The following is a 23,076-nucleotide window of genomic DNA, read 5'->3' as shown; positions in this document are numbered from 1 at the left end:
AAAGACATCTTCATACTATCGGGGCAGACCGAAGAGCCGGCCGAAGCGCGCCAGGCCCCCCGTCTCCGCCCCTGCCGCCCGCATCGCCCCCCAGAGCGAGACGGCAACGCTGTCCAGCACCGGGATGCCGGTCTCCGCCTCCAGCCCCGGCGCCACCGGGGCGCCGCGGAAATTGGTGCAGTGGATGGCGATCGCCTCCGGCCGCGCCGCCGCCACCTCCCGCACCAGCCCGGCCACCACCGCCTCCCCATGCTCGGCGAAGCTGTAGTTGCCGGGATCCTCCAGATGCCGCTCCGCCACGCAGTCGAGCCCGGCCTCCGCCCAGCGGGCGACGATCGCCTCCTGCACGCTGCCGAGATAGGGCGTCACCAGCCCGATCCGCCGCGCCCCGAACAGGGCGAAGGCCTCCATCAGCGCCATGGTCGCGGTCAGCGCCGGGATGCCGGTATGCGCGGTGATGGCGGCGCAGACGCGGCGGTCCTGTTCCAGCCCCAGCCAGGCGCCGGAGGTGCCGTTCCAGCAGATGGCCTGCACCTTCGCATCGGCCAGCAGCTCCGCCGCCGCCAGCATCGGCGCGATGTCGAATTGCGCGCGGGAGCCGGCGCCGAGGTCGATCGCCACCACCCGGATCCGGGCGAAATGCGCGGTGACCTGGGGTCCCTTGGGCGGCATCCCCGCCAGCATCGCCGCCGTCGCCGGCTCCAGCACCGTATTCGAGGAGGGGGTCAGCATGCCGAGGCGGATCGCATTCATGCCGCATGGTCGCGGCGGCCCCGCCAGGGGTCAAGCATTGCTCCTCTGGCATTGCCCCTCTTGGCATTGCCCCTCTTGGCATTGCCCCGACGCATCGCCGGACCCTAATAGCCAGGCCATGCGCCTGACCCTGCACACCGACTACGCGCTGCGCCTGCTGATGCTGCTGGCGATGGAGCCGGGGCGGCTGCATACCATCGAGGAAGTCGCCCGCCGCCACGGCATCTCCCGCAACCACCTGATGAAGGTGACGCAGACCCTGGCGCAATCCGGCTTCGTCGAGAGCCTGCGCGGCCGCGGCGGCGGGCTGCGCCTGGCGCGGGAGGCCGCGGCCATCGCCCTCGGCGACGTGCTGCGCGCGACGGAGGACAGCTTCGCCCTGGTCGAATGCTTCGATCCCCCGCGCAATACCTGCGTCCTCGCCACCGCCTGCGGCCTGCGCGGCCCGATCGAGGAAGCGCTCGCCGCCTTCCTCGCCGTGCTGGACGGCTACAGCCTCGCCGATCTCCTCCGCAGCCCCGGCACCCTGCGGCAGATGCGGCGGCTGCTGCCGGATGCCGCGCCCGGATGACGGCCCGGATGACGGCCCGGATGATGGCATTGACGGGACCCGTCCGGCGGCGCGATATAACAGGCATCTGATCTACCTCTTTGAGGCCGCCATGTCCCCGCAACCGCCCGCCGGCCTCGATGAGGCGATGATCGAAACCCTGGTCCATGCCTTCTACGACCGCATCCGCGCCGATGCCGTGCTCGGTCCCATCTTCGCCGCGCATATCGAGGACTGGGCGCCGCATCTGCGGCAGATGACCGCCTTCTGGTCCTCGGTCGCGCTGACGAGCGGCCGCTACCAGGGCAACCCGATGCAGAAGCACCAGCCGCTGCCCATCGGCCCGGCGCATTTCGCCCATTGGCTGGCGATCTTCGAGGCGACCGCCCGCGACCTCTGCCCGCCCGCCGCGGCCGAGCACCTCATCGTCCGGGCCCGCCGCATCGCCGATAGCCTGCTGCACGGCATCGCCGCCTCCCGCGGCGAATTGCCCCGGGTCGCCTGAGGGTCCCTGGGCGACAGGGCGGCCGGCATTGCCCTGACGGCCCCCGGCCGCCATTCTCCGGCGAACCGCAGGAGATCCCGCCCATGCCCGGCGTGCCCGACGTCACCCCCGCCGCCACCTGGGAATCCCTCTCCCAGGACCCCGCCGCCGCCCTGATCGATGTCCGCACCGATGCCGAGTGGAATTTCGTCGGCGTCCCCGACCTCGCCGAGCTCGGCAAGCAGGTCGTGCTCATCCCCTGGCAGGTCTATCCCTCCATGCAGGTGAACGGCGCCTTCGCCGAGCATCTCCGCAAGGCCGGGCTCAACCCCGAGAGCAAGCTCTACTTCATCTGCCGCTCCGGCGTGCGCAGCCTGGCCGCCGGGCAGGCGGCGCAGGCGGCCGGCTTCCCGCTGGCCTACAACGTCGCCGGCGGCTTCGAGGGCCCGGTCGATGCCGAAGGCCACCGCGGCCAGGTCGCCGGCTGGAAGGCCGATGGCCTCCCCTGGCTGCAGCGCTGATCCTGGGCTGAAGGAGACCCGCATGACCCCCTTGCCGCTTGCCAGCGAATTCCTCTTCCGCGCGACGCTCTCGGTCGGCGCCCCCCAGGCCGTCGGCACCACCCGCACCGGCGAGCTCCGCATCATCCCCGTCACCGGCGGCACCATCGAGGGCCCGGCGCTGACGGGTGAAGTCATGCCCGGCACCGCCGCCGACTGGCTGCGCGTCGACCCGGACGGCACCGCCCACATGGATGTCCGCCTCACCATCAAGACGACCGAGGGCCATGTCGTCTTCATGCACTACAGCGGCATCCGCACCGGCAAGCCGCCGGTCCTGGCCCGGCTGAATGCCGGCGAGGCGGTGGACCCGTCCGAGTACTACTTCCGCACCGCGATCCGCTTCGAGACCGGCGCCGCGCCGCTGTCCTGGCTGAACCGTATCCTCGCCATCGGCATCGGCCAGCGCCCGCCGAGCGGCCCGACCTACGACGTCTACGCGATCAAGTAGGACCCAGCGCCCGCCGCACCTCCGCATAGGCGACAAAGAGGTGATAGAGCGAGGTGGCGGGGATCGGCCCCGCCACCGGCCGCAGGCCGGCATCGAAGGTCTCGGTCCAGAGCCCGCGCGGCCGCCGCGCCAGATGCAGCGCCATCAGGCCGCGGAGAAGCCCCGGCGCCCAATCCGGCCGCAGCGCCAGCGCCGCCTTCACCGCCTCCGTCTGCGGCCAGAGCCGGATGCCGGGGTCGAGCGACACCCCCGCCTCCGTCACCGCATAGCGCAGCAACCCGTGCCGCGGCTCCCGCCCATGCCGCCGGGCGAAGCCGACCAGCGCCCGCGCCTCGCCCCCCGCATCGCTGCCGAGCAACAGCCGGGCCTGCTCCAGCAGCCAGACCCATTCGCAGTGATGGCCCGGCCAGATGGTGCGGCCGGGCCAGGGCTCCGGCAGGCGCTGCCAGGCCGGGCCGTAGTATTCCGCCAGGGTGCCGGTGGCGGGGTCAAACAACCGTTCCCGGAACAGCGCCACCATCGCCCGCGCCGCCGTGGCGAAGCGCGCCTCGCCGCTGGCCGCATGCAGCGCCAGCAGCGCTTCGAGCAGATGCATATGCGGGTTCTGCTGGCGTGGCCCCGGCGCCTCCGGGGAGGCATTGGCGAAGCCCGGCGTATCGCCCAGCCGCATCCGCCGCTCGATCGCATCCAGCGTCCGATGCGCCCAGCCCAGTGCCCCGGCCTCGCCGGCGCGCGCCAGCCAGGCCAGCGCCAGCAGCACGAAGGCCTGGTCGTAGAGCTCGACGACCGGGTCGAGCACCGCGCCATCCGCCCCGGTTTCCCGCACCCAGCCGCCACCGCTGCCCTCGGCCCAGCCGGCATCCCGCAGCCGGTGCCAGGCCGCGACGGCGGCCCCCGGCCCCAGCCCTGGCCCCGGCCCCGGCCGCCAGCCGAGCACCGCCGCATGGGCGAAGACGTAGATCTGCCGCGCCTGGGCCAGGGTGGTCCGCCCGGCCCGCGGCACCGGCCGCCCGGCGGCATCCAGCTGCTCCACGAAGGCCCCGTCGGGGTATCGCGCCGCGCCCCAGAGCGGCAGCGCCGCCGTCTCCATCCAGTCGAGAAAGGGCGCCGCGGCCTGCCGCAGCGCCGCCGGGTCCTGCGCCATGGCCGCAGGGTGCCGGAGGGCCAGCCCCGGGCGCGACCAACAGGAACGTGATCCCGCCGCCCCGTTGCCTCTCCGGCCCGATCGGTCTGTCCTGACCGCAACGAAGCGGGAGCGGTGCGATGCGGGCTGGAGTTGGGATCATGCTGGCGGCCTGGCTCGGCCTCGCCGTCCCCGCGATGGGCCAAGGGGCGGACCATGGGGCGGGCCAGGGGGCGGGCCAGGGGGCTGTTCAGGAAGCCGCCCTGCTGGAGCGCGGCCGCTACCTGGTGGAAGGCATCGCCGGCTGCGGCAATTGCCATACCCCCAAGGGCCCCGGTGGCGAGGTCCCCGGCATGGCGCTGGCCGGCGGCTTCGTCATCGAGGAGCCCAATGCCTTCCGCGCCGTCGTCCCCAATATCACCCCCGACATCGAGACCGGCATCGGCGCCTGGTCCGATGCCCAGGTCGCCCTCGCCATCCGCGAGGGCCGCCGCCCCGACGGCAGCCTGATCGGCCCGCCCATGCCGATCGAGCTCTACCGCGGCATCGCCGACCGCGACCTGGCGGCGATGGTCGTCTACCTCCGCAGCGTGCCGCCGGTGCGCAACGCCGTGACCGGAAAATCCACCTATCAATTCCCGCTGCCGCCCGCCTATGGCCCCGCCGTCGGCATGGTGCCGCTCCCGGCCGAGACCGCCGTGGCCCGCGGCGCCTATCTCGCCGGCCCGGTCGGCCATTGCATCGAATGCCACACGCCCATGGCCCCGGGCGGCGGGCGGGACTGGTCCCGCACCGGCGCCGGCGGTGCGCCGCTCGCCACCCCCTTCGGCCCGGTCGTCCCGCGCAACATCACGCCCCATCGCACGGAGGGCATCGGCGCCTGGAGCGACGACGAGATCCGCCGTGCCGTCACCGAGGGCATCTCCGCCAACGGCCATCCGCTCGGCCCGCCGATGGGCTATGCCTATTACGCCCGGATGCGCCGCGCCGACCTCGACGACGTCATCGCCTACCTCCGGTCGCTGCCGGCCTTGCCCTAGAGCGCGATCGTCTGAGGTGGCATCACCGAAGACGTGAATCGCGCGATAAAACCAAGGGGCTAGACCGTGATCCGCGCTTCTGCCAGCGCGGATCGCGGTCTAGCGCCGCCCGGCGAGCTGCCGGTTCTCCAGCCGGCTCAGCAGCCGCACCACCGGCCAGAGCAGGATGAAGTAGACCACCGCGGCGGCGACGATCGGCGTCGCGTTGTAGGTCACGCTCTGCGCCTGCCGCGCCTGGAACAGCAGCTCCGGCAGCGCCACCACGCTGGCGATGGAGGTCAGCTTCACCACCTCCAGCGTATTGCTGATCAGGTCCGGCAGCACGTTCCGCACCGCCTGCGGCAGCACGATATAGGCCAGCGTCTGCGCCCGGGTCAGCCCGGTGGAGCGCGCCGCCTCGAGCTGCCCGCGCGGCACGCTCTCGATCCCCGCCCGCAGCACCTCGCCGTAATAGGCGCCGGTATTGAGGAAGAAGCCGATGGCGACCGCGCCGATCGGCGAGACCTCGATCCCGGCGAAGGGCAGCCCGGCATAGACGAAGACCAGCAGGACGAGGGGAGGGATCGCGCGGAACAGATCCACCCAGGCGATCAGCGGAAAGCGCACCCAGCGGCTCCGCACCGTGGACAGCAGGGCCAGCACCGTCCCGCCCAGCAGCCCCAGCGGCACGACGATGGCCGAGAGCAGCAGGGTCATCCGCAGCCCGGCCCAGAGGATGGGCCAGGCCTGTTGCAGGATATCCAGGCTGAAGAAGGCCAGCAGGAAGTCGTCGAAGGTCATGCCGTCACCGCTTCCAGGCAAAGCGCGTCTCGACCCAGCGGCCGAGGATCACCACGGGCAGGAACAGCACCACATAGGCCATCGCCCCCAGGGTCAGCGGCGTCGGGTTGAAGCTGAAGGAGACGCCGGCCTGCGCCGCGCCGAGGATATCCGGCACCGCCACCACGCTGGCCAGCGCCGTGCCCTTGGTGATGGCGATGGTGCGGTTGGTCAGCGGCGGGATGGTCATCCGCATCGCCTGCGGCAGCACCACCATCCGCAGCGTCTGGAAGAAGCCGAGGCCGGTCGAGCGCGCCGCCTCCCATTGCCCGCGTGGCACCGCGGTGATGCCGGCCCAGAAGATCTCCTCGGTGAAGGCCATCAGCACCAGCGACAGCGACAGCCAGGCCGCGGTGAAGCCGTCCATCGACAGCCCCGCCGCCGGCAGGCCGAAGTAGAACAGCGCGATCAGCACCAGCGGCGGCAGCGCCCGGAACAGGTCCACCACGAAGATGATCAGCCAGTTCAGCGGCCGGATGGCGAAGCTGCGCACCACCGCCAGCCCCAGCCCCGCCGCCAGGCCGGAGAGGATGATGCAGCCTGCCAGCAGCACGGTGAGCCAGAAGCCCTCGATGATCTTCGGCAGGTATTCCGCCGCCACCCGGGCATTGAAGAAGCTGTCGAGGAAACGGTCCCAATTCGTCAAGGTCAGTGCCGATCAATCTGGCCGATGAAGGCGCGGGTCCGCTCATGCTGCGGATTGCCGAAGATCTCGGCCGGCGGCCCCTGCTCGACGATGCGGCCGTCGTCCATGAAGATCACTCGGTCCGCGGCGGCCTTGGCGAAGCCCATCTCGTGGCTCACCACCACCATGGTCATGCCGCTCTCGCGCAGCTCCCGCATCGCCGCCAGCACGCCGCCGACCAGCTCCGGGTCCAGTGCCGAGGTCGGCTCGTCGAACAGCATCACGCGGGGCTCGAGCGCGATGGCCCGGGCGATGGCGACCCGCTGCTGCTGCCCGCCGGAAAGCTGCCCCGGGTAATGCCCGGCTCGGTCGGCCAGGTGCACCCGCTCGAGCGCCGCCCGGGCCCGTTCCTCGGCCGCCGGCTTCGCCAGCCCCTGCACCTTGCGCAGCGCCAGCGCCACGTTCCCCAGCGCGGTCATGTGCGGGTAGAGGTTGAAGGACTGGAAGACCATCCCGATCCGCTGCCGCGCCTTGTTGATGTCCGTGGCACGGTCGAGCATGTCGATACCATCGACGGTAATGGACCCGCCGCTCGGGTCCTCCAGCCGGTTCAGGCAGCGCAGCAGGGTGGACTTGCCGGAGCCGCTCGGCCCGATGACGAAGACCAGCTCCCGCTCCCGCACCTCCAGGTCGACGCCCTTCAGGACATGCAGGGCGCCGAAATGCTTGTGGATGCCCCGTGCTGCAACGATGGGGGCGGCGACGATGGGGGAGGCAGCGCTCACCCGCAGGCGGCCCGGCTCGGCGTCGCGTCGTAGCCGGGCAGGCCGGGCGGGCCATAGCCCGGGAAGACCACGCGCTCGGCGTCATCCTCCTTCGGCGGCGCGCCGAACCACTTCTCGGACAGCCGCGCCACGGTGCCATCCTTCTTGAGGCATTCGATCGCCTCCTCCAGCGCATTCCGCATCGCCGTGTTGTCCTGCCGCACCGGCGTGCCCCAATGCAGCCGCGTCCCCGGCAGCACGAAATCCGCCACGTATTGCGGCGCCCGGCTGGCCGAGTACTTCACCACGGTATTGCCCGAGAGATTGGCGAAGGCGCGGCCCTGGATGACGGCCTGCACCGCATCCGGCTGGGTCTCGAAGGCCAGCAGGGTCAGGTTCAGCCGCTCGGCGTTGCGGGTCACCCATTGCTCGTAGGGCGTGCCCTTGTTCACGCTGATGGTCTTGCCGCGGAGATCCTCCTCCGAGCGGATCGGCGTGCCGCCGCGGCGGATGCCGAATTGCAGCTCGGTCCAGAGATAGCCCTCGGTGAAGATCAGGCTGGCGGCGCGCTCCGGCGTCACCGTCGTCGGTGCGCAGAGGAAGTCGTAGCGCCCGGCATTCATCGCCGGGATCAGCCCAGAGAAGGTGGCGCTGTCGATCACCAGCGCCCGGCCCATCCGCTTCGCCACGGCGTCGAAGAGGTCGATCTGGAAGCCCTGCACCCCGCCCGACAGGTTCTGGAAGGCATGCGGCGCGAAGGTGCCGTCGACGGCGCAGCGCAGCGGCGGCTGGCTGGAATTGGCCGCGCCCACGGTGGTCTGCGCCAGGGCAGGGGCGGTCCAGGCGGCGGGTGCCAGGGCGGCGCCCAGCAGCAGGGCGGCAAGCAGCTTGCGGGTCACTCGGCGTTTCTCCGGCCTGAGGGGAAGGGGCGGCCGGACGATCCTGCATTCCCTGCTGCGGCGCAACCCGGGGCCTGTTGCGGCGCAACCCAGACCCTGCTGCGGCGCAACCCGGGGCACCCCGGACCCACATGCCATGAAATGGCCGCACCATCTCCGCGAAGCCGCCAAGCCAGGGGGGTTAATCAGGGTGAGCGCCAAGGCAGCCCACCCGCCCTGGCCCCGTCATCGAGCCAACCCTTCCGAAGGAGCTTCCCCCATGCAAAGGATCGCCTGCGGCCTGATCGGAGCCTCCCTGTCGGTCATCGCCGCCCTGGTCGCCCTGCTGCTCAGCGATGCCTTCTCGCCCGGCCGGCTCCCGCCGATGCTGGCCTTCTGGGCCGCCTCCGGCGCCGGCGGCCTGCTGATCGCCGGTCTGCTGCTGCTGGAACGCAGCAGCCGGCATGCGCCCGATTTCAGAAGGCCAATTGCGTCCTGAGGGCGACGGTGTGGAACCGCTGGCCGATCTGCGTCGTGCCGCCCGGGTTCAGCCGGTCCACGTTCACCATATCCCAGTTGAGCATGAAGCGTAGCAGGCTGTTCGGGTACCAGCTCAGCCCCATCCCCACCACTTCCTGACGGCCGCCATAGACGCCGCCGGTGGTGCTGGAGGCGATGCCGCGGGTCACCTTGTCGTTCAGGTCGGCGACGCTGTAGCGCGCCATGACCTCCCAGGCGCCCCAGCCGCCTTCCGCCATGCTGAAGGGCTGGCGCGGGCTGGGCCGGGTGAAGGCCCCGGAGGAGGCGCTGTAGCGCCGCGGCTCGCCGGTCAGCACCCAGCTGCCCTCGACATAGCCGCCGGTGAAGCCCAGGTCCGGCCGCGGTGCCGCCCCCGCCTGGGACTGCTCCAGGCCGATCTTGATGTATTCGCCCTGCAGCATGAAATTCCGCCAGCGGACGCCGAATTCCGGCCCATAGGTATAGGCCCGGTCGGCGGCGATCGAGCCGGTATCGATCAGCCGCGACTGGTCGATCCGCAGCTCCGGCCGGTCCCGCAGTTGCAGGGTCTGGCCGCTGGAGCTGCGGCGGATATCCGAGGCATAGGATCCCGAGAAGCCGAGATGGACGTCCATGTCGTCCGTCGCCACCGGCCGCCCGGCGATGCGCGCCACGCCGCCGGTCTGGTCCGGCGTGCTCTGCGTCGCATTGCCGCCGTAGCTGCCGCCGGTGAGATAGGCGGCCAGGAAGTAGCGGTCCGCCGCCCAGCGCCCGCCCACCGAGGACCGGCCGTCGCCGCCCGCCACATTCCGGGCAATCTCGACGATGCTCGGCCGTTCCAGGAACAGGAAGTCGTTCGAGCTGGTCGAATCGCCGAGCGTCACCCAGGGCTTGAAGTAGCCAAGCGTCAGGGTCAGCGGCTTCACCGGGTTCCAGTTGAAATTCGCCTCGTAGAGGCTGGGGGAGCCATCCGGGGAGCCGCCGAAATCCGGGGTGAAATTCAGGGTGAAGTCATCGTAGCGGAAGCTGAACAGCAGCCGGCCGCGCCGCAGGTTCTGCCCGAAGCTATCGAGGTCGCGGACCCCGCGGTTGTTCGGCGTTCCTGGCGAATCTCGAAGATAGCCGCCCAGGTCGTACTGGAACTGCCCGCCCATCGAGGCGGAAAAGCGGCCATCCGCGGAGGTCAGGGTCGGCCGGTTGCCGGGGAAGGTCAGCCGCCCGGTATCGGGGGCCGCGGCGGGCGCCGGGGCCGGCGCTGCCGCCGCCACGGCCGGGGCGGTATCCAGCCGGCGCCGCGTCTCCCGCGCCTCCGCCCGCACCGCCTCGGTTTCCTGCCGGGCGGCGCGCGCCTCGGCCTCCCGCGTTGCCGCATCGCGGCGCAGCCGGCCCAGCTCGGATTGCAGCGCGCGCAGCTGCCGCTCGATCGCCTCCATCCGGGCGGCCTCCTGCGCCTGGGCCGGCCGCGGCAGGGCGGCGGCCAGCAGCGCCCCGCCGAGCAGGAGGCGTGGGGCAACCGAGACGATACGTGATGGCTTGGTCATGTGTGGGCTATCCGGCAATAGGGGTCGGCAGTGGACTAGCCCCGGCCTATAGCCGAGGCGTGACGTTCAGGTTGCCGATAAAATACAATACGCTCAGGCATTTGCCGCAATCGCCATGGAACGATCCGCGCCCGCGCGCGCTGCGGTTGAGGCAGGACGAAGTGGGGCCATGTTGCGCGCGATGACGGGGTGGGGCAGGCGGGCGGCACCGCTTCTGGCGCTGTGGCTCGCCGCCTGCAGCGTGGTGGATTTCGCCCGTCCCGGCACCCGCGACCCCGAGGCCACCTATGCCGGCACCTATCGCTACTACGCCGAGTTCTGCGCCCTGTCGCAGATCCGCAAGCTGCCCGGCTTCGGCGCCGAGATCCGCGGCGAGATCGGGGGCCATGCCGTCTTCTGGCTGAACGGCGCCTGCCGCAGCACCGGCCCCGACCCGCAGGTGCTCCGCCTCTGCGAGCCGGGCGAGGCCGATGGCGTCGGCATCAGCATGAACGAGCATTTCCGCAACGCGAAATGGGTCGCCATCCCCGGCCGCGACTTCTTCTTCGACGGCGGCCTGCCGCCCGGCGCGCCCTTGACCCGCGCCAGCTATGGCCAGACCCAGGCCGAGGCCCGCCGCCTCGGGATCTACGACGGCATCGATTTCCACCCCCGCTTCCTCGCGGACAGGCCGGCCGGCACCTCGCCGGAGGCCTGGAAATACGAGATCTCCGTCGCCACCGACTATGCGATCAGCCATGGCCGCGGCCGCTACTGCGCGCGCGTCCCGGTGGACCAGGCGCAGATGCTGGCGATGATCGGCTTCCTGAATGCCGAGAACGCCCCCTACCGCAGCGGCGCCCGCGAGTTCCGCTGGAGCCTGTTCCAGGACAACTGCATCCACCTGGCGCACAACGCCCTGGCCGTCGCCGGCGTCTGGCCGCGTTGGCCGACCAACCGGCCGCTGCTGGTCTCCATCCTCGACTTCCCCGTCCCGAAGAACGAATTCGTCAACCTGATGCGCCGCGCCAACGATGCCGCGCTGCTCGACCCGATCGCCGCCTGGCGGGACCCGGCGGCGCGCCGCGCGGTGCTGGAATTCGGCCAGCTTCCGGTGCGCCCCGGCAGCCTCGCCCTGTCCTGGCCCGCCCGCATGCCGAACGATCTCTACGAGACCGCGCTGAAGCTGGTCTTCTACGACGAGCCGCATTTCGGCCCCTACCGCTTCTGGCTCGAGGCTATCCTCGCCGACCCAAGCCAGACCGACCTCGCCGAGAACCTCCGCCACGTCGCCGGGCTCTACCGCCGGCAGCAGGCCGCCTGGCAGCCGCTGTCCTGGTGGCTGGCGCAGCCCGAGTTCCGCGACCTGCCGCCGGCCGAGGCCCGCCGCTTCCGCGACCGCTTCGCCGCGGCGCTCCGCCGGGATATCGCCGGGCTGGACCGCCAATTGGCGCAGGTGGAGCGGGCCCGGGGCGTCGCCCGGCTCGGGCAGGCGGCATGGCAGGCGCCTGGGCCGCCACGGATCAGCCCATCGCCGCCCGATCCGATCACCCCCCGGCCCGGAAAGCCGGGCTAGGCCGGCCCGTCAGACCGTATCGAGGTATCGCGCGATCTTCTCCCGATCGTCATAGGCCGCCGATTCGCCGAGGAAGAAGGATCCGTTCGGGATCGTGGCAACGCCATTGGCATCGACTGCCAGCGCGATCAGGAATTTGCATCGCCGCCGCAACCTCCATTGCAGGCCGCCGCCTCCCATCGGGTATTGCCGGTCCGGGGAGATATCTGGGGAATGCCTGGTGACCGGAAGGACCTTGACGATCCGGTTCTCGCCCTTCGGCGTTATGGACGTCAGCGCGTTCCTCCTGGCCCTTTCGTATCCCTCGGGCCCGAGCCTGGCCAAAACCTCGTCATGGACGCGCGAGCGCTTCTCGTCGGCCTCCCAACTCGTGGCCGGCAGGCCGAGCCTTCCGCCGGACCGCAGGGTGATGCCGCCGAACTCGAAGTCATCCGGCTCCAGCCCGTCCTGCAGCACGGCCACCCACCAGCCAGCGGACAGCCGTCCCGTGCCATAGCCCAGGCTTGCTTCCAGCGCCCGTGCCGAGCGGGCGCCGACCCAGCGGTTCTGGGTGACGTCGCCGTCCAGATAGACGATCTGGCCAAGCGCCAGGGCAATCATGTCGGTCATGGTCGGGCTCCGCCGGCAGCATCGCCCCATGATTCCGCTAGGCTTCCGGGTGATGCAACGACGTCTTCAGCCGGAATGGTCGGGATAGAGCCCCGCCAGCCCCGCCTCGCTGGCCTCGCAGCGCCCGCGCTCGGTGATCAGCCCGGTCACCAGCCGCGCCGGCGTCACGTCGAAGGCCGGGTTGGCCGCGGCGCTGCCGGCCGCGACCACCCGGATGGTCTCGATCCGCCCATCGGCGGTGCGACCGGTCAGCTCCGTCACCTCCGCCTCGCCGCGCTCCTCGATCGGGATCTCGGCCACGCCGTCCCGCACCTTCCAGTCCAGCGTCGAATGCGGCAGCGCCACCCAGAAGGGGACGCCGTTGTCATGCGCCGCCAGCGCCTTGAGATAGGTGCCGATCTTGTTCGCCACGTCGCCCTGCCGCGTCACCCGGTCGGTGCCGACGATGCAGAGATCGACCTCGCCATGCTGCATCAGGTGGCCGCCGGCATTGTCGGCGATGACCGTGTGCTTCACGCCATGGGCGCCCAGCTCGAAGGCGGTCAGCGCCGCGCCCTGGTTGCGCGGCCGGGTCTCGTCCACCCAGACATGCACGTCGAGGCCCGCGTCATGCGCCTGGTAGATCGGGCTCAGCGCCGTGCCCCAGTCCACCGTCGCCAGCCAGCCGGCGTTGCAATGGGTCAGGACATTGACGCGGCCCTTGCGCGCCGCGACCTCGGCCAGCAGCGGCAGGCCATTCTCGCCGATGCGGCGGCAGGTCTCGGCATCGTCGTCGGCGATCGCCGCCGCCTCGGCATAGGCGGCCGCGGCGCGGCCCTCCACCGGCAGGTTGTGCAGCTTCGCCCGCTGCCGGTCGAGAGCCCAGCGCAGGTTGATGGCGGTCGGCCGGGTGGCATTGAGCGCCGGCAGCACCGCATCCAGGCTGGCCGGATCCGCCCGCATCGCCAGGGCCACGCCATAGGCGGCGACGGCGCCGATCAGCGGCGCGCCGCGCACCTGCATGGAGCGGATGGCATGCGCCGCCTCCTCCCAGGTGGTGAGCCGCAGCACCTCCACCGCCCAGGGCAGCCTGGTCTGGTCGAAGATGCGGATGGACCAGCCATCGGCCGGGTCCACCCAGACGCTGCGATAGGGGGTGCCGTCGATCTTCATGGGTCAGTTCCCTGGTTTCGCCGCTCGATAGCCCGCGCCGGGTCAGGCCACCAGCCGCACCTGGCCGGGATGCCGCGCGACCAGGGCAGCGGCGGTCGGCAGGATCGCGCCCCCGGTCTCCGCCTGCGCCACCAGCATCCGGCCGAAGGGGTCGCGGTGCGGCGGCGGCCGCCGCCGCGGTTCGGCTTCGCCCAGCCCGACAGGACCGCCGCCTCAGATCCGCTGATGCAGCGCGCAGACCAGGGTGAAGACCCGCCGCGCCGTCTCGAAGTCGAGGCCGATCCGCCCCTCAAGCCGCGCCATCAGCAACTCGGCGCCCTCGTTGTGCAGGCCGCGCCGGCCCATGTCGATCGCCTGGATCCGCGCCTCGTGGCCGCCCTCGGTCACCGCCTGCTCATGGCTCTCCACGATCATGTGGTAATCCTTGATCAGCCGGCGGAAGGGCCCGAGCGCCAGCGCCACCGCCCGCACCGGTGCCTCCAGCGCATCGCGGATGTCGAAGACCAGTCGGCCGTCCCGCACGCAGAGGTAGAGCACGAAGGGCCCGCCCGGCACGCCGAGCGGGTCGAAATTATTGCCCATCAGCAGGTCGGCCACCGCCTGCCGCCGGTCCGCCTCGGCATAGGCCGAGGGCAGCGCCGTCGCATCCGGCAGCACGATATTCTCGATCCGCCGGACTTCCGGCTGATGCGGCGCCGGCTCCGGCCCCGCGGCCGGCAGGCGCCGCCCGCGTTCAGGCATGCGGGCCGGGCACCCGCGGCGCCATCGGCGGCACCGCCTCGTCCGCGCCCTGGTCGATCCCCAGCGTGCTCATCCACCCCACCACCGCGCCCTTGATGGGCCGCAGCAGCAGCATGCAGAGGATGGTGAAGAGAGGCAACCAGACGACCATGTGCAGCCACATCGGCGGCTCATAGGCCTTCTCGATCCAGAAGACCGGCGGCACCAGCACATGGCCGACCAGGAAGATGGTGAAATAGGGCGGCGCATCATCCGCCCGCAGCCGGCCGAGCGGCGCATGGCAGTTGCTGCATTCCGGCACCACCTTCAGGTAGCCCGCGAAGACCTTGCCCACCCCGCAATAGGGGCAGTGGTTGCCCAGGCCCCGCCGCACCGCGGTCCAGAAGGGTGCCGGCACATGGCCGGTCACCGGGTTTACCCCAATCGGGTTCACCCCGGCTGGAGCTGCCACGGGCGTCGTCGCGGGCATACTAGTCGCGGGCATCGTCGTCTGGCCGGGCATGCGGCAATCCTCCTGTCACGGCCTCGCCGTGCTTGTCCTCGTCGCGGTCCGGGCTGGCCATGCCCATCCGGGCTGCTGCCCCGGGCTGTCGCAGTCGCGCCAGGGCGGCGCCGCCATCGTACGGGCTGACCCGGTGCCATATCGGCCCGCAGCCCCCCCTGGTTCAAGCGTTCCAGCACCGCGCCGCGTTCCCCGCTGGCCCGCTTCCAGAACAAGGCTCCGGGTTGCGCGGATGGACCGCCGCGCCCCACCGGCGGAACGGCCGGGAACTGCCTGCGACGCTGCCTGTTCCTCGCAATACTGAACGTCCAGCACGGAGAAGACACGCAAATGGCTGAATCAGCCCAGGATATCTACATCGCCGGCCTCCGCAACGCCCATGCCCTCGAAGTCCAGGCGATGCAGCTGCTCGAGCGTCAGGTCGAGCGGATCGACAGCTACCCCGAGATGGTCGGCCGCATGAAGCAGCACATCGAAGAGTCCCGCACCCAGTCCGAACGGCTTCAGCAGATCCTGGAACGCCTTGGCTCCAGCAACTCGACGCTGAAGGACATGGGCACCGGCCTCATGGGCAACCTGGCCGCCATGGCGCATGTGCCGGCGTCGGACGAGATCCTCAAGAACACCTTCGCCAACTACGCCTTCGAGCATTTCGAGATCGCCGCCTACCGCGGCCTGATCGAGATGGCCAAGGCCGCCGGCGACCAGGCGGGCATCCCGCTCATCGAGCAGAGCCTGCAGGAAGAGGTGCAGATGGCGGAATGGATCGGCCAGAACCTGCCGGCCACCGTCCAGAAGTACATCGCCCTCGAAACCAGCGGCCAGAAGTCCGGCATCTGAAGTCGGGCATCTGAGGTCGGGCATCTGAGGTCGGTTACCTAAAGTCGGGCATCCGACCCTCTTGTCGCGATGACGCGGCCGGGCAAGGTTCCGCCATGCCCGACCGCATCCTCGTCATCAATCCCAACCGCTCCATCCCCTGCACCGAGGGCATCGCCGCCGCCCTCGGCCCGCTCGGGCCGCATTTCCGGGTCACCCGGCTGGCCGATGGCCCCCCCGCCATCGCCAGCTGGCGAGACTGGTTCCAGGTGGCCGAGCCGCTCTGCCGGATGGTCGAGCAGGACCCGGCCCCGGCCTATCTCATCGCCTGTGTCTCCGACCCCGGGCTGGAGGCGATCCGCACCGTGACCCCCCACCCGGTGCTGGGCATGTTCCGCTGCGCCGTCGCCACCGCCCTGGAAGCCGCCCCCCGCATCGGGGTCATGGGTTTCGTCGCCGCCAGCGAGGCACGGCAACGCCGCATCCTCCAGGCCATGGGGGTGGAGCCGCGGCTGGCCGCCTGGGCGCCGCTCGACCTGCCGATGGAGGTGCTGCTGGACCCCGAGGCGCCCCGCGCCCGCATCCAGGCCGTGGCCCGCAGCCTGGCCGCGGCCGGGGCAGGGGCTATCGTGCTCGGCTGCACTGGCCTCGCCGGCCATGCCGCCGCCGCCGAGGATGCCGCCGGCATCCCGGTCATCGAGCCCTGCCTGGCCGCCGGCGCCATGGCGCTGCGCGCCCTCTCGGCCCCCGCCGGCCTGCCCGCCATGCTCGCGGCCTGAGGCCGGCCCGGAACATCCTCCGGACGATCCAGCCATAGTCGGTAGCCTGCGGGATCGCCCCACTCTAGGGTGTGGCCCGCGCCGCCGCCACTGCCACTTCCCGCCCAAGAGGGGCGCCTGGATGACCGAGACGAAGCCAGGCCTCGCGTCCCCGCCGAGGTTTCCCGCCTGGGGCCGGGCCAGTCGGCGCCTCATGCCCGGCGGGCTTCACGCGGCCTGGGCGCGCTACCGTCCCGGCCTGCAGGACCGCCGCAGCCTGCTGGCCGCCGCCGCCGTCGCCGCCCTGCTCTGGTTCGGCATCCTGCTGGACGGCCGCGCCGACGAGGCCCGCGCCGGCGATGCCGCCCTGCGGGATACCTCCAACCTGGCCCGGACCCTGGAAGCCCAGCTGCAGGGCCGGATCGGCACCATCGACGCGACCCTCCGCTCGGCCCAGGCCAGCTACGCCCGCGACCCCGCCGGCTTCACCGCCGGCCTCGGGACCAATGCGGAGGCGATGCGGGGGCCGGATGCGCTCGCGCTGACCATCATCGGTCCGGATGGCTTCGTCCGCGCCACCGATGCGGGGCCGCCGGACCGGCCGGTCTTCCTCGGCGACCAACCCCATGTCGCGGCGCTCATGGCGGCACCGCAGGCCGACCAGCTCATCATCAGCCCGCCGATGCCCAGCCTCGCCGACCGCCGCCCGGTGATCTGCATCGCCCGCCCCCTGCGCGGCCAGGATGGCGGCTTCGCCGGCATCGTCGCGATCACGGTGGCCGGCGACAGCTTCTCCCGGCTCTACAGCACGCTCGAGATCCGCAACGGCCGCATCGCCCTCTTCGGCCTCGACGGCATCTTCCGCGGCCGCTTTCCCGATAGGGAGCAGGCCACCGGCACGCCGGTCGCGGAGGCGGTGGTCGCGCCCTTCCGCGCCGGCATCCAGCAGATCTCCGATCGCCGGATCAGCACCGTCGATGGCCGGGACCGCTTCGCCACCCAGCGCCGGGTGGAGGGCTATCCGCTGGTGGTTTCGGTCAGCATCCCGGCCGATGGGGTGCTGGCGGAAAGCCGCCGCATGCAGGGCCAGCTTCGCCTCTTCGGCGGGCTGCTGACCGGGCTGATCCTCGCGGTCTGCCTGGTCCATGCTGGCAAGCGGCGCCAGGAGGTCGCGGCCCGGGCGGCGCTTGAGGGCATCGTCGCCCATGTCGGCCAGGGCATCGTGCTGCTGGATGCGGCGGGCCGCATCGTCCTCGTCAACCGCCGCTTCGGCGAGATGCTGGGGCTGCCGCCCGGCCTCGCGGTGCCCGGCCGGCCGCTGGAGGAGGTGGTCGCCTGGCAGGAGGCGCAGGGCGAGTTCGACGGCCCCGCGCCCCGCATCCATACGGATGCCGATTTCGCCGCAGCCGGCGCCGCGCCGCTGGTCAGCCTGCGTACCCGGCCCGATGGCACCATCCTCGAGATCCGCTCCGAGCCGATGCCCGACGGCGGCCAGGTCCGCACCCTCACCGACATGAGCGCGGCGCGGCGCATGACGGAGGCCGTCGCCGCCGCGCGGGACCGGGCCCTGGCCGCCGAGGCGGCCCTCGTCGCCGCCCTCGAGAATGCGCCGCATGGCGTGTCCCTCACCGGCGCCGACAACCGCGTCATCCTGGTCAATAGCCTCGCCACCCGGCTGCTGGGCCTGCCGCCGGAACTCGCCCGGCCCGGCACCACCGCCGAGGCGATCATGGCCTTCCAGCGCCGGCGCGGCGACTTCGCCGAGTACCGCCCGCTGGCCGAGATCTCCCGCTCCGTCTTCATGGACCGCGGCGCCCGGGTGCCGGACTACGAGCGCCCGGCCTTCGGCGGCGGCACGCTCGAGGTGCGGACCGTGGTGCTGGCCGACCGCCGCGTCGTCCGCACCTATACCGACGTCACGGCGCGGCAGGATGCGCTGCGCGAACAGCAGGCCGCGCGGGAGCGCGCCCAGGCGGCCGAGGCGGCGCTGGTCGCCGCCTTCGAGAATGCGCCGGTCGGCGTCCTGCTGCTCGGCCCCGACCGGCGCATCCAGATCATCAACGCCACCGCGGCGGATCTGCTGGCCCTGCCCGCCGAGCTGACCCGCCCGGGCGCCCGGGCGGAGGATATCGCCCATTTCCAGCTCGCCCGCGGCGACCTCGCCGGGATCCCCGGGGTCGAGGCCCAGGCCCGCGCCGAGCTCGACCGCATGCCCGGCCACCTGCCGCCCTATGAACGCCAGACCCAGGACGGCCGGGTCATGGAGGTCCGCACCAGCCTGCTGCCGGATGGGCGGCTGCTGCGGACCTATACCGACGTCACCGCCCGCCACACGGTGCTGCGCGAGCAGCAGGAAGCCCGTCGCGCCGCCGAGACCGCGGCCCGCACCCGCACCGAATTCCTCGCCATGGTGAGCCATGAGCTGCGCACCCCGCTGAACGCCGTCATCGGCTTCTCCGGCCTGCTGCTGGACCAGGGCGGGCCGGCCGGCCAGGCGGAATACCTGCGGCTGATCCGCGATGCCGGCGACGACCTGCTGCGGCTGGTCAACGACATCCTCGACTTCGCCCGGCTGGAACGCGGCCGGCTGCCGCTGGAGGAGACCGGCTTCGACATCCGCCAGGAAGCCGCCTCGGTGCTGGAGGTGCTCCGCCCCCAGGCCCGCATCCGCAAGCTGGACCTGGTGTCGGAGGTCGCCGCGGATGTCCCCGCCCGGGCCATCGGCGATCCCGGCCGGCTGCGCCAGGTGCTGCTGAACCTGCTGGGCAATGCGCTGAAATTCACCACCGCCGGGCAGGTCTCGCTCAGCATCGCGCTGGCCCCGCCGCCGGAGGGCCTCGATGCGGAGCCGGCCGGCGACGTGCTCCGCCTCGCCTTCGCGGTGCGCGATACCGGCATCGGGATCGAGCCGGCGATCCTGCCCAACCTCTTCGAGGTCTTCACCCAGGCCGACAGTTCCACCGCCCGCCGCTACGGCGGCGCCGGCCTCGGCCTCGCCATCTGCCGCCTGCTGGTGGAGCGGATGGGCGGCGAGATCGGCGCCGAAAGCCGGCCCGGCTGCGGCAGCGTCTTCCACTTCACCGTCGCCCTGCGCCCCGCCGCCTAGCGGGAGAGGCCAGGCTCAGCGCTGCGGATTCTGGCTGCCCGAGGGCGGCCGCGTACCGCCGGTGGCGCTGGTCCCGGCCTCCTCCGGCCGGCCCACGTCGGGCTGCAGCGAACGCCGGTCGGCCTCGAGCGGCAGCACCTGCGCCGGCGGCACCACCGGGGTGATGCCGCGCGCGCTCTCGGCCGCCTCGTTGGCGCGGTCGCGCCGCTCGCCCTGTTCCAGCTGGCGGGAGGCACGCTCCGCCGGGGTCTGCGCGAAAGCCGGCAGGCCGAGCAGCACGACGGGCAGCAGGCGAAGGATCGGGACGAGGCGCATGGCTGGCAAGGTTCCGCAGGGCGGCATGCCCCGGGGCTTCCAGCGCCTCGCTCGCGCTGCGGTTCCGGACCAGGCCGCCGACGTCAGCCTTGCGGCGTCCAGACCGGCGGCGCCTCGCTGCCCACCTGCGCGGTGATGCGCCCATAGGCTTCCGGCCGCCGGTGCCGGGCGAAGTCGAAGATCGTCCGCCGCCCCAGCTCGCACATCGCCAGGTCGCAATCGGCGACGATCAGCTCATCCCCCCAGCTCGTCGCCTGGGCCATGATCTCGCCCGAGGGATTGACGATGATCGAATGGCCGAACAGCTCGTGCCCGTCCTCGTCCCCCGCCTTGGCGACGCCGGCGGCGAAGCAGGCATTCTGGTAGCAGCCCGCCTGGATGCTGAGGTGGCTGTGCGCGACCCGCAGGTGATGCGCCTCGAAGCCGCGGTTCTCCATGTTGAGCGACGGCGTGTTGTAGCCCAGCATCACCACCTCGACCTGCTGCAGCCCGAGCACCCGCCAGGCCTCCGGCCAGCGCCGGTCGTTGCAGATCAGCATGCCGATGTTGACGTCCTTGTCGCCGATCGGCGCCCGCACCACCGGGAAGCCGAGGTCGCCCACCTCGAAGTACCGCTTCTCCAGGTGCTGCACCTTCCGCTGCGGGTCGTACTCGCGGTGCCCGGGCAGGTGCACCTTGCGGTATTTCAGCACCACCTCGCCGTTCGGATGGACATAGACCGCGGTGTTGTAGCGATGCCCGTCCGGCGTCTTCTCCGCGTACCCCAGATGGAAGCCGATGCCGTATTTCCGCGCCGCCTCGAACAACGGCGCGGTTTCGTTGGAGGGGAGGGCGCTCTCGTACCAATGCTCCGCATTGGCCAGGTCCTCCTCGTACCAGCGTGGGAAGAAGGTGGTCAGCGCGAGTTCGGGGAAGACCACCACCTCCGCGCCGCGGCGATGCGCTGTCTCCATCAGCCGCACCATGCGGCCGACGGCGACGTCGCGGCCCTCGGCCTTCTGGATGGGGCCGAGCTGGGCGGCGGCGAGGACGAGGCGGCGGGACATGCGGTTGCTCCGGCGGAAGTTGCGGCAGCTTTCCCCCGGCTGCAGCCTGATGACAAGGGGACGGCCTTGCGGCATGTCCCGCTGAGGAGGACCGCCCCAATGCTCACCCGCCGCACCACCCTCGCGCTCGCCGGCGCCACGCTCGCCGCGCCCGCGCTGTCTCAGGGTACCGACTTCCCCAACCGGCCGCTGCGCATGGTCATCCCCTTCCCGCCGGGCGGCGGCAGCGACATCCTCGGCCGGCTGCTGGCCCAGCGCATCGGCGATGCCCTCGGCCAGCCCGTGGTGCCGGAGAACCGCTCGGGTGCCGGCGGCAACATCGGCACCGATGCCGTGGCGAAGTCCCCGCCCGATGGCTACACGCTGGTCACCGTCTTCAACACCATCGTGGTCAACCAATTCGTCTTCCGCTCCATGCCCTTCGACCTGAAGAAGGACCTGGTGCCGATCGCCCGCGTCGCCCTGGCCCCGACGGTCATCGCCGGCGGCCCCAAGCTGAAGGCCCGCGACCTCGCCGAGGTCATCGCCATCTCCCGCGCCCAGCCCGGCCTGCTCAACCACGGCACCCCCGGCCTCGGCACCATCACCCATGTCAGCGCGGAACTGATGGACAGCATGTCCGGCGGCAAGCTGACCCATGTCCACTACCGCGGCACCGGCCCGGCGGTGACCGCCGCCGTCGCCGGCGAGGTCGAGCTGGTCTCCGCCCCCTGGTCGGCGGTCGAGCAATTGGTCAAGGGCGGCCAGCTCCGGGCGCTCGGCAACCTCGCCGCCCAGGACAGCCCGCTGATGCCCGGCGTCCCGACCGTCGCCGCCGCCGCCGGCCTGCCCGGCTATGCCGTGGACAACTGGGGCGCCGTCCTCGCCCCCGCCGGCCTGCCGCCCGCCGTCCTGGCCAAGATCACCGCCGCGGTGCGCCAGGCGGTGGACACGCCGGAAGGCAGGCAGGCCATGGCCGCGCGCGGCATCGAGGCCGCCTATACCGACGGCGCGACGCTGGCCCGCATCATCGAGGAGGACGGCGCCCGCTGGGAGCCGGTGATCCGACGCGCGGATATCCGCGTCGAGTAGATCGCGCCGAACGTCTCGCATCCGTCCCCACAGGGAACCCGTATCGCCCCAGCGACGAACCGATGGGGGCGATGCGGGATGCGGGACGGGGGAGAGGGACAGCCCGGCGGCAGGCCGGTCCTGGCCGAGGCAAGACTGCAGGAAAGGCTGGCGGCCGACCTGGCCCATGCCCTCCTGGCGGCGGATCTGCTGGCACTGCCCCGGACCCGCGCCGCCCTCGCCAAGGCCCTGGCGATCCTCGATGCCGAGACCGCGCCGGCCCCCTAGATCATGACCGGCGCCTTGGCCGGCGCCGATCATGATCCAGGCTGTCGTTCCGTCGCGTGATTCACGCCTTTCGGCGCGTCCGCCTCAGGCGATCGCGCTTCAATCCGGCGCCACCACCCCCACCTGCTCGACGATCGGCCCGTACCACTGCGGCCGGCGATGGGCGGCGAAGTTGAACATCTTCTGCTTGCCCTGCTGGCACAGCGAGAAATCCGCATCCGCCACGATCAGCTCGTCGCCCAGGGTCTTGGCCTGCGCCACCACCCGGCCGTTCGGGTCCACGATGCAGGACCCGCCGATCAGCCCGGCGCCATCCTCGACGCCGGCCTTGGCGACCGAGACCGCCCAGGTCGCGTTCATATAGGCATTGGCCTGGACCACCATGGTCGAGTGGAAGGTCCGCAGCGCAAGGTCCTCGGCCGGCCCGCCGTTCGGGTCGTAGGCGGCGGAATTATAGCCGATCAGCATCAGCTCGATCCCCTGCAGCCCCAGCACGCGCCAGGCCTCCGGCCAGCGCCGGTCGTTGCAGACCAGCATGCCGAGCACCGGCGCGTTCCAGACCTTCGGCCCGCGGAAGGCCTTGAAGCCCATGTCGCCGTATTCGAAGTAGCGCTTCTCGAGCTGCTGGTACTCCTGGCCGGGACGGAACTCGCGTGAGCCCGGCAGGTGCACCTTGCGGTACTTGCCGAGGATGCTGCCATCCGGCCCCACCGTGATGGCGGTGTTGAAGTGCTTGCCCTCCGGCGTCCGCTCGGCATAGCCGAGGTAGAAGCCGATCTGCAGCGCCTTCGCGCGGTCGAACAGCGCCTGCACGTTCGGGTTGGGCATCGAGGTCTCGAAATAGCCGGCCAGCTCCGGGTCGGCGCCATCCATCCACCAGCGCGGGAAGAAGGTGGTCAGCGCCAGCTCGGGGAAGACCACCAGCTCGGCGCCCTCGGCGGCGGCGGCCTCCATCAGCGCGATCAGCCGCGCCAGCGTCGCCGCCCGGTCCGCGTCACGCTGGATGGGGCCGAGCTGCGCGCCGGCGATACGAAGGTTGCGGGACATGG

General features: G+C 71.7%; 26 protein-coding genes. 12 read left to right on the top strand and 14 right to left on the bottom strand.

The genetic code is table 11. The features are described from left to right. Positions 1-15: 15 nt before the first annotated feature. Positions 16-753: a maleate cis-trans isomerase family protein gene (locus AC0IW9_RS02350; RefSeq protein ID WP_471646597.1), complete on the bottom strand. Its 738-nt coding sequence runs from the start codon at positions 751-753 to the stop codon at positions 16-18. Positions 754-871: 118 nt separating this feature from the next. On the opposite strand from AC0IW9_RS02350, the gene AC0IW9_RS02345 reads away from it, so the two are divergent. The 4 genes from AC0IW9_RS02345 (at position 872) to AC0IW9_RS02330 (ending at position 2,798) form a co-directional block, all read left to right on the top strand. Continuing rightward, positions 872-1,324, top strand: a complete 453-nt coding sequence (locus tag AC0IW9_RS02345) for an Rrf2 family transcriptional regulator (RefSeq protein WP_471646596.1) — start codon at positions 872-874, stop codon at positions 1,322-1,324. Positions 1,325-1,415: 91 nt separating this feature from the next. Beyond that, positions 1,416-1,808, top strand: a complete 393-nt coding sequence (locus AC0IW9_RS02340) for a group III truncated hemoglobin (RefSeq protein ID WP_471646595.1) — start codon at positions 1,416-1,418, stop codon at positions 1,806-1,808. An 83-nt stretch (positions 1,809-1,891) separates the two neighbouring features. Beyond that, the gene (locus tag AC0IW9_RS02335; protein ID WP_471646594.1) at positions 1,892-2,308 is read left to right on the top strand and encodes a rhodanese-like domain-containing protein; all 417 of its coding nucleotides are present in this window, start codon (positions 1,892-1,894) and stop codon (positions 2,306-2,308) included. 22 nt (positions 2,309-2,330) lie between these two features. Then, positions 2,331-2,798 (top strand): DUF3237 domain-containing protein, encoded by a 468-nt coding sequence (locus AC0IW9_RS02330; RefSeq protein WP_471646593.1) that lies wholly within the window; start codon positions 2,331-2,333, stop codon positions 2,796-2,798. On the opposite strand, the gene AC0IW9_RS02325 is transcribed toward AC0IW9_RS02330, so the two are convergent. Beyond that, the gene (locus AC0IW9_RS02325; RefSeq protein WP_471646592.1) at positions 2,791-3,942 is read right to left on the bottom strand and encodes an AGE family epimerase/isomerase; all 1,152 of its coding nucleotides are present in this window, start codon (positions 3,940-3,942) and stop codon (positions 2,791-2,793) included. The two genes, AC0IW9_RS02330 and AC0IW9_RS02325, sit on opposite strands and share 8 nt — an antisense overlap. A gap of 119 nt (positions 3,943-4,061) precedes the next feature. Here AC0IW9_RS02325 and AC0IW9_RS02320 point away from each other — a divergent pair, with 119 nt between their 5' ends. Continuing rightward, the gene (locus AC0IW9_RS02320; protein ID WP_471646591.1) at positions 4,062-4,961 is read left to right on the top strand and encodes a c-type cytochrome; all 900 of its coding nucleotides are present in this window, start codon (positions 4,062-4,064) and stop codon (positions 4,959-4,961) included. 99 nt (positions 4,962-5,060) lie between these two features. Here AC0IW9_RS02320 and AC0IW9_RS02315 read toward each other — a convergent pair whose 3' ends face one another. The 4 genes from AC0IW9_RS02315 to AC0IW9_RS02300 are packed head-to-tail and all read right to left on the bottom strand — an operon-like array spanning position 5,061 to position 8,068. Next, positions 5,061-5,741: an amino acid ABC transporter permease gene (locus tag AC0IW9_RS02315; protein ID WP_471646590.1), complete on the bottom strand. Its 681-nt coding sequence runs from the start codon at positions 5,739-5,741 to the stop codon at positions 5,061-5,063. 4 nt (positions 5,742-5,745) lie between these two features. Continuing rightward, a complete protein-coding gene (locus AC0IW9_RS02310) occupies positions 5,746-6,426 on the bottom strand; it encodes an amino acid ABC transporter permease (protein WP_471646589.1) in 681 nt (226 codons plus the stop codon). Between the two features lie 2 nt (positions 6,427-6,428). Then, positions 6,429-7,190: an amino acid ABC transporter ATP-binding protein gene (locus AC0IW9_RS02305; RefSeq protein WP_471646588.1), complete on the bottom strand. Its 762-nt coding sequence runs from the start codon at positions 7,188-7,190 to the stop codon at positions 6,429-6,431. Next, positions 7,187-8,068 (bottom strand): transporter substrate-binding domain-containing protein, encoded by an 882-nt coding sequence (locus AC0IW9_RS02300; protein ID WP_471646587.1) that lies wholly within the window; start codon positions 8,066-8,068, stop codon positions 7,187-7,189. The genes AC0IW9_RS02305 and AC0IW9_RS02300 overlap by 4 nt, the downstream gene beginning before the upstream one ends. A gap of 259 nt (positions 8,069-8,327) precedes the next feature. Here AC0IW9_RS02300 and AC0IW9_RS02295 point away from each other — a divergent pair, with 259 nt between their 5' ends. Continuing rightward, positions 8,328-8,546, top strand: a complete 219-nt coding sequence (locus AC0IW9_RS02295; RefSeq protein ID WP_471646586.1) for a hypothetical protein — start codon at positions 8,328-8,330, stop codon at positions 8,544-8,546. On the opposite strand, the gene AC0IW9_RS02290 is transcribed toward AC0IW9_RS02295, so the two are convergent. Further along, entirely contained in the window at positions 8,524-10,086 is a 1,563-nt protein-coding gene (locus AC0IW9_RS02290) for an OprO/OprP family phosphate-selective porin (RefSeq protein ID WP_471646585.1), read from the bottom strand. The genes AC0IW9_RS02295 and AC0IW9_RS02290 overlap by 23 nt on opposite strands. 169 nt (positions 10,087-10,255) lie before the next feature. Between AC0IW9_RS02290 and AC0IW9_RS02285 the strand changes: the two genes are divergently transcribed. Beyond that, the gene (locus AC0IW9_RS02285) at positions 10,256-11,641 is read left to right on the top strand and encodes a hypothetical protein (protein ID WP_471646584.1); all 1,386 of its coding nucleotides are present in this window, start codon (positions 10,256-10,258) and stop codon (positions 11,639-11,641) included. Positions 11,642-11,650: 9 nt separating this feature from the next. On the opposite strand, the gene AC0IW9_RS02280 is transcribed toward AC0IW9_RS02285, so the two are convergent. The 4 genes from AC0IW9_RS02280 to AC0IW9_RS02265 form a co-directional block, all read right to left on the bottom strand. Continuing rightward, positions 11,651-12,241: a hypothetical protein gene (locus tag AC0IW9_RS02280; RefSeq protein ID WP_471646583.1), complete on the bottom strand. Its 591-nt coding sequence runs from the start codon at positions 12,239-12,241 to the stop codon at positions 11,651-11,653. Between the two features lie 75 nt (positions 12,242-12,316). Further along, the gene (gene mtnA / locus AC0IW9_RS02275) at positions 12,317-13,402 is read right to left on the bottom strand and encodes an S-methyl-5-thioribose-1-phosphate isomerase (protein ID WP_471646582.1); all 1,086 of its coding nucleotides are present in this window, start codon (positions 13,400-13,402) and stop codon (positions 12,317-12,319) included. 213 nt (positions 13,403-13,615) lie between these two features. Then, positions 13,616-14,143: a UPF0262 family protein gene (locus tag AC0IW9_RS02270; RefSeq protein WP_471646581.1), complete on the bottom strand. Its 528-nt coding sequence runs from the start codon at positions 14,141-14,143 to the stop codon at positions 13,616-13,618. Beyond that, positions 14,136-14,645: a DUF983 domain-containing protein gene (locus AC0IW9_RS02265; RefSeq protein WP_471646580.1), complete on the bottom strand. Its 510-nt coding sequence runs from the start codon at positions 14,643-14,645 to the stop codon at positions 14,136-14,138. The genes AC0IW9_RS02270 and AC0IW9_RS02265 overlap by 8 nt, the downstream gene beginning before the upstream one ends. A 330-nt stretch (positions 14,646-14,975) precedes the next feature. Here AC0IW9_RS02265 and AC0IW9_RS02260 point away from each other — a divergent pair, with 330 nt between their 5' ends. The 3 genes from AC0IW9_RS02260 (at position 14,976) to AC0IW9_RS02250 (ending at position 19,328) form a co-directional block, all read left to right on the top strand. Then, a complete protein-coding gene (locus tag AC0IW9_RS02260; RefSeq protein WP_471646579.1) occupies positions 14,976-15,485 on the top strand; it encodes a ferritin-like domain-containing protein in 510 nt (169 codons plus the stop codon). Positions 15,486-15,580: 95 nt separating this feature from the next. Next, entirely contained in the window at positions 15,581-16,243 is a 663-nt protein-coding gene (locus AC0IW9_RS02255) for an aspartate/glutamate racemase family protein (RefSeq protein ID WP_471646578.1), read from the top strand. A gap of 121 nt (positions 16,244-16,364) precedes the next feature. Beyond that, the gene (locus AC0IW9_RS02250) at positions 16,365-19,328 is read left to right on the top strand and encodes a PAS-domain containing protein (protein ID WP_471646577.1); all 2,964 of its coding nucleotides are present in this window, start codon (positions 16,365-16,367) and stop codon (positions 19,326-19,328) included. A 15-nt stretch (positions 19,329-19,343) separates the two neighbouring features. Here the strand turns inward: AC0IW9_RS02250 and AC0IW9_RS02245 are convergent, their stop codons facing one another. Together AC0IW9_RS02245 and AC0IW9_RS02240 are read right to left on the bottom strand one after the other, a co-directional pair. After that, on the bottom strand, positions 19,344-19,643 hold the full coding sequence (locus AC0IW9_RS02245; protein ID WP_471646576.1) for a hypothetical protein: 300 nt from the start codon (positions 19,641-19,643) through the stop codon (positions 19,344-19,346). Between the two features lie 83 nt (positions 19,644-19,726). Next, positions 19,727-20,689: an N-carbamoyl-D-amino-acid hydrolase gene (locus tag AC0IW9_RS02240; RefSeq protein ID WP_471646575.1), complete on the bottom strand. Its 963-nt coding sequence runs from the start codon at positions 20,687-20,689 to the stop codon at positions 19,727-19,729. Between the two features lie 99 nt (positions 20,690-20,788). On the opposite strand from AC0IW9_RS02240, the gene AC0IW9_RS02235 reads away from it, so the two are divergent. Beyond that, positions 20,789-21,760: a Bug family tripartite tricarboxylate transporter substrate binding protein gene (locus AC0IW9_RS02235; RefSeq protein ID WP_471646574.1), complete on the top strand. Its 972-nt coding sequence runs from the start codon at positions 20,789-20,791 to the stop codon at positions 21,758-21,760. 78 nt (positions 21,761-21,838) lie between these two features. Further along, on the top strand, positions 21,839-22,027 hold the full coding sequence (locus AC0IW9_RS02230) for a hypothetical protein (RefSeq protein WP_471646573.1): 189 nt from the start codon (positions 21,839-21,841) through the stop codon (positions 22,025-22,027). A gap of 99 nt (positions 22,028-22,126) precedes the next feature. Here AC0IW9_RS02230 and AC0IW9_RS02225 read toward each other — a convergent pair whose 3' ends face one another. Further along, complete coding sequence (locus tag AC0IW9_RS02225; protein WP_471646572.1) at positions 22,127-23,074, bottom strand: N-carbamoyl-D-amino-acid hydrolase; 948 nt, start codon at positions 23,072-23,074, stop codon at positions 22,127-22,129. Positions 23,075-23,076: the final 2 nt, after the last annotated feature.

The sequence above is a fragment of the Belnapia sp. AC561 genome, assembly GCF_979252845.1.
Note: the sequence above shows the minus strand (reverse complement) of the source record. Positions and strands in the feature narration are given on the sequence as shown.

What these genes read in the sequence shown, in the direction of transcription:
- AC0IW9_RS02235 (WP_471646574.1), top strand. Translation starts at nt 20,789, where the DNA reads ATGCTCACCCGCCGCACCACCCTCGCGCTCGCCGGCGCCACGCTCGCC.
- AC0IW9_RS02265 (WP_471646580.1), bottom strand. Translation starts at nt 14,645, where the DNA reads ATGCCCGGCCAGACGACGATGCCCGCGACTAGTATGCCCGCGACGACG.
- AC0IW9_RS02285 (WP_471646584.1), top strand. Translation starts at nt 10,256, where the DNA reads ATGTTGCGCGCGATGACGGGGTGGGGCAGGCGGGCGGCACCGCTTCTG.
- AC0IW9_RS02245 (WP_471646576.1), bottom strand. Translation starts at nt 19,643, where the DNA reads ATGCGCCTCGTCCCGATCCTTCGCCTGCTGCCCGTCGTGCTGCTCGGC.
- AC0IW9_RS02255 (WP_471646578.1), top strand. Translation starts at nt 15,581, where the DNA reads ATGCCCGACCGCATCCTCGTCATCAATCCCAACCGCTCCATCCCCTGC.
- mtnA (WP_471646582.1), bottom strand. Translation starts at nt 13,402, where the DNA reads ATGAAGATCGACGGCACCCCCTATCGCAGCGTCTGGGTGGACCCGGCC.
- AC0IW9_RS02260 (WP_471646579.1), top strand. Translation starts at nt 14,976, where the DNA reads ATGGCTGAATCAGCCCAGGATATCTACATCGCCGGCCTCCGCAACGCC.
- AC0IW9_RS02330 (WP_471646593.1), top strand. Translation starts at nt 2,331, where the DNA reads ATGACCCCCTTGCCGCTTGCCAGCGAATTCCTCTTCCGCGCGACGCTC.
- AC0IW9_RS02315 (WP_471646590.1), bottom strand. Translation starts at nt 5,741, where the DNA reads ATGACCTTCGACGACTTCCTGCTGGCCTTCTTCAGCCTGGATATCCTG.
- AC0IW9_RS02250 (WP_471646577.1), top strand. Translation starts at nt 16,365, where the DNA reads ATGACCGAGACGAAGCCAGGCCTCGCGTCCCCGCCGAGGTTTCCCGCC.
- AC0IW9_RS02350 (WP_471646597.1), bottom strand. Translation starts at nt 753, where the DNA reads ATGAATGCGATCCGCCTCGGCATGCTGACCCCCTCCTCGAATACGGTG.
- AC0IW9_RS02240 (WP_471646575.1), bottom strand. Translation starts at nt 20,689, where the DNA reads ATGTCCCGCCGCCTCGTCCTCGCCGCCGCCCAGCTCGGCCCCATCCAG.
- AC0IW9_RS02270 (WP_471646581.1), bottom strand. Translation starts at nt 14,143, where the DNA reads ATGCCTGAACGCGGGCGGCGCCTGCCGGCCGCGGGGCCGGAGCCGGCG.
- AC0IW9_RS02335 (WP_471646594.1), top strand. Translation starts at nt 1,892, where the DNA reads ATGCCCGGCGTGCCCGACGTCACCCCCGCCGCCACCTGGGAATCCCTC.
- AC0IW9_RS02225 (WP_471646572.1), bottom strand. Translation starts at nt 23,074, where the DNA reads ATGTCCCGCAACCTTCGTATCGCCGGCGCGCAGCTCGGCCCCATCCAG.
- AC0IW9_RS02345 (WP_471646596.1), top strand. Translation starts at nt 872, where the DNA reads ATGCGCCTGACCCTGCACACCGACTACGCGCTGCGCCTGCTGATGCTG.
- AC0IW9_RS02280 (WP_471646583.1), bottom strand. Translation starts at nt 12,241, where the DNA reads ATGATTGCCCTGGCGCTTGGCCAGATCGTCTATCTGGACGGCGACGTC.
- AC0IW9_RS02230 (WP_471646573.1), top strand. Translation starts at nt 21,839, where the DNA reads ATGCGGGACGGGGGAGAGGGACAGCCCGGCGGCAGGCCGGTCCTGGCC.
- AC0IW9_RS02295 (WP_471646586.1), top strand. Translation starts at nt 8,328, where the DNA reads ATGCAAAGGATCGCCTGCGGCCTGATCGGAGCCTCCCTGTCGGTCATC.
- AC0IW9_RS02290 (WP_471646585.1), bottom strand. Translation starts at nt 10,086, where the DNA reads ATGACCAAGCCATCACGTATCGTCTCGGTTGCCCCACGCCTCCTGCTC.
- AC0IW9_RS02325 (WP_471646592.1), bottom strand. Translation starts at nt 3,942, where the DNA reads ATGGCGCAGGACCCGGCGGCGCTGCGGCAGGCCGCGGCGCCCTTTCTC.
- AC0IW9_RS02320 (WP_471646591.1), top strand. Translation starts at nt 4,062, where the DNA reads ATGCGGGCTGGAGTTGGGATCATGCTGGCGGCCTGGCTCGGCCTCGCC.
- AC0IW9_RS02340 (WP_471646595.1), top strand. Translation starts at nt 1,416, where the DNA reads ATGTCCCCGCAACCGCCCGCCGGCCTCGATGAGGCGATGATCGAAACC.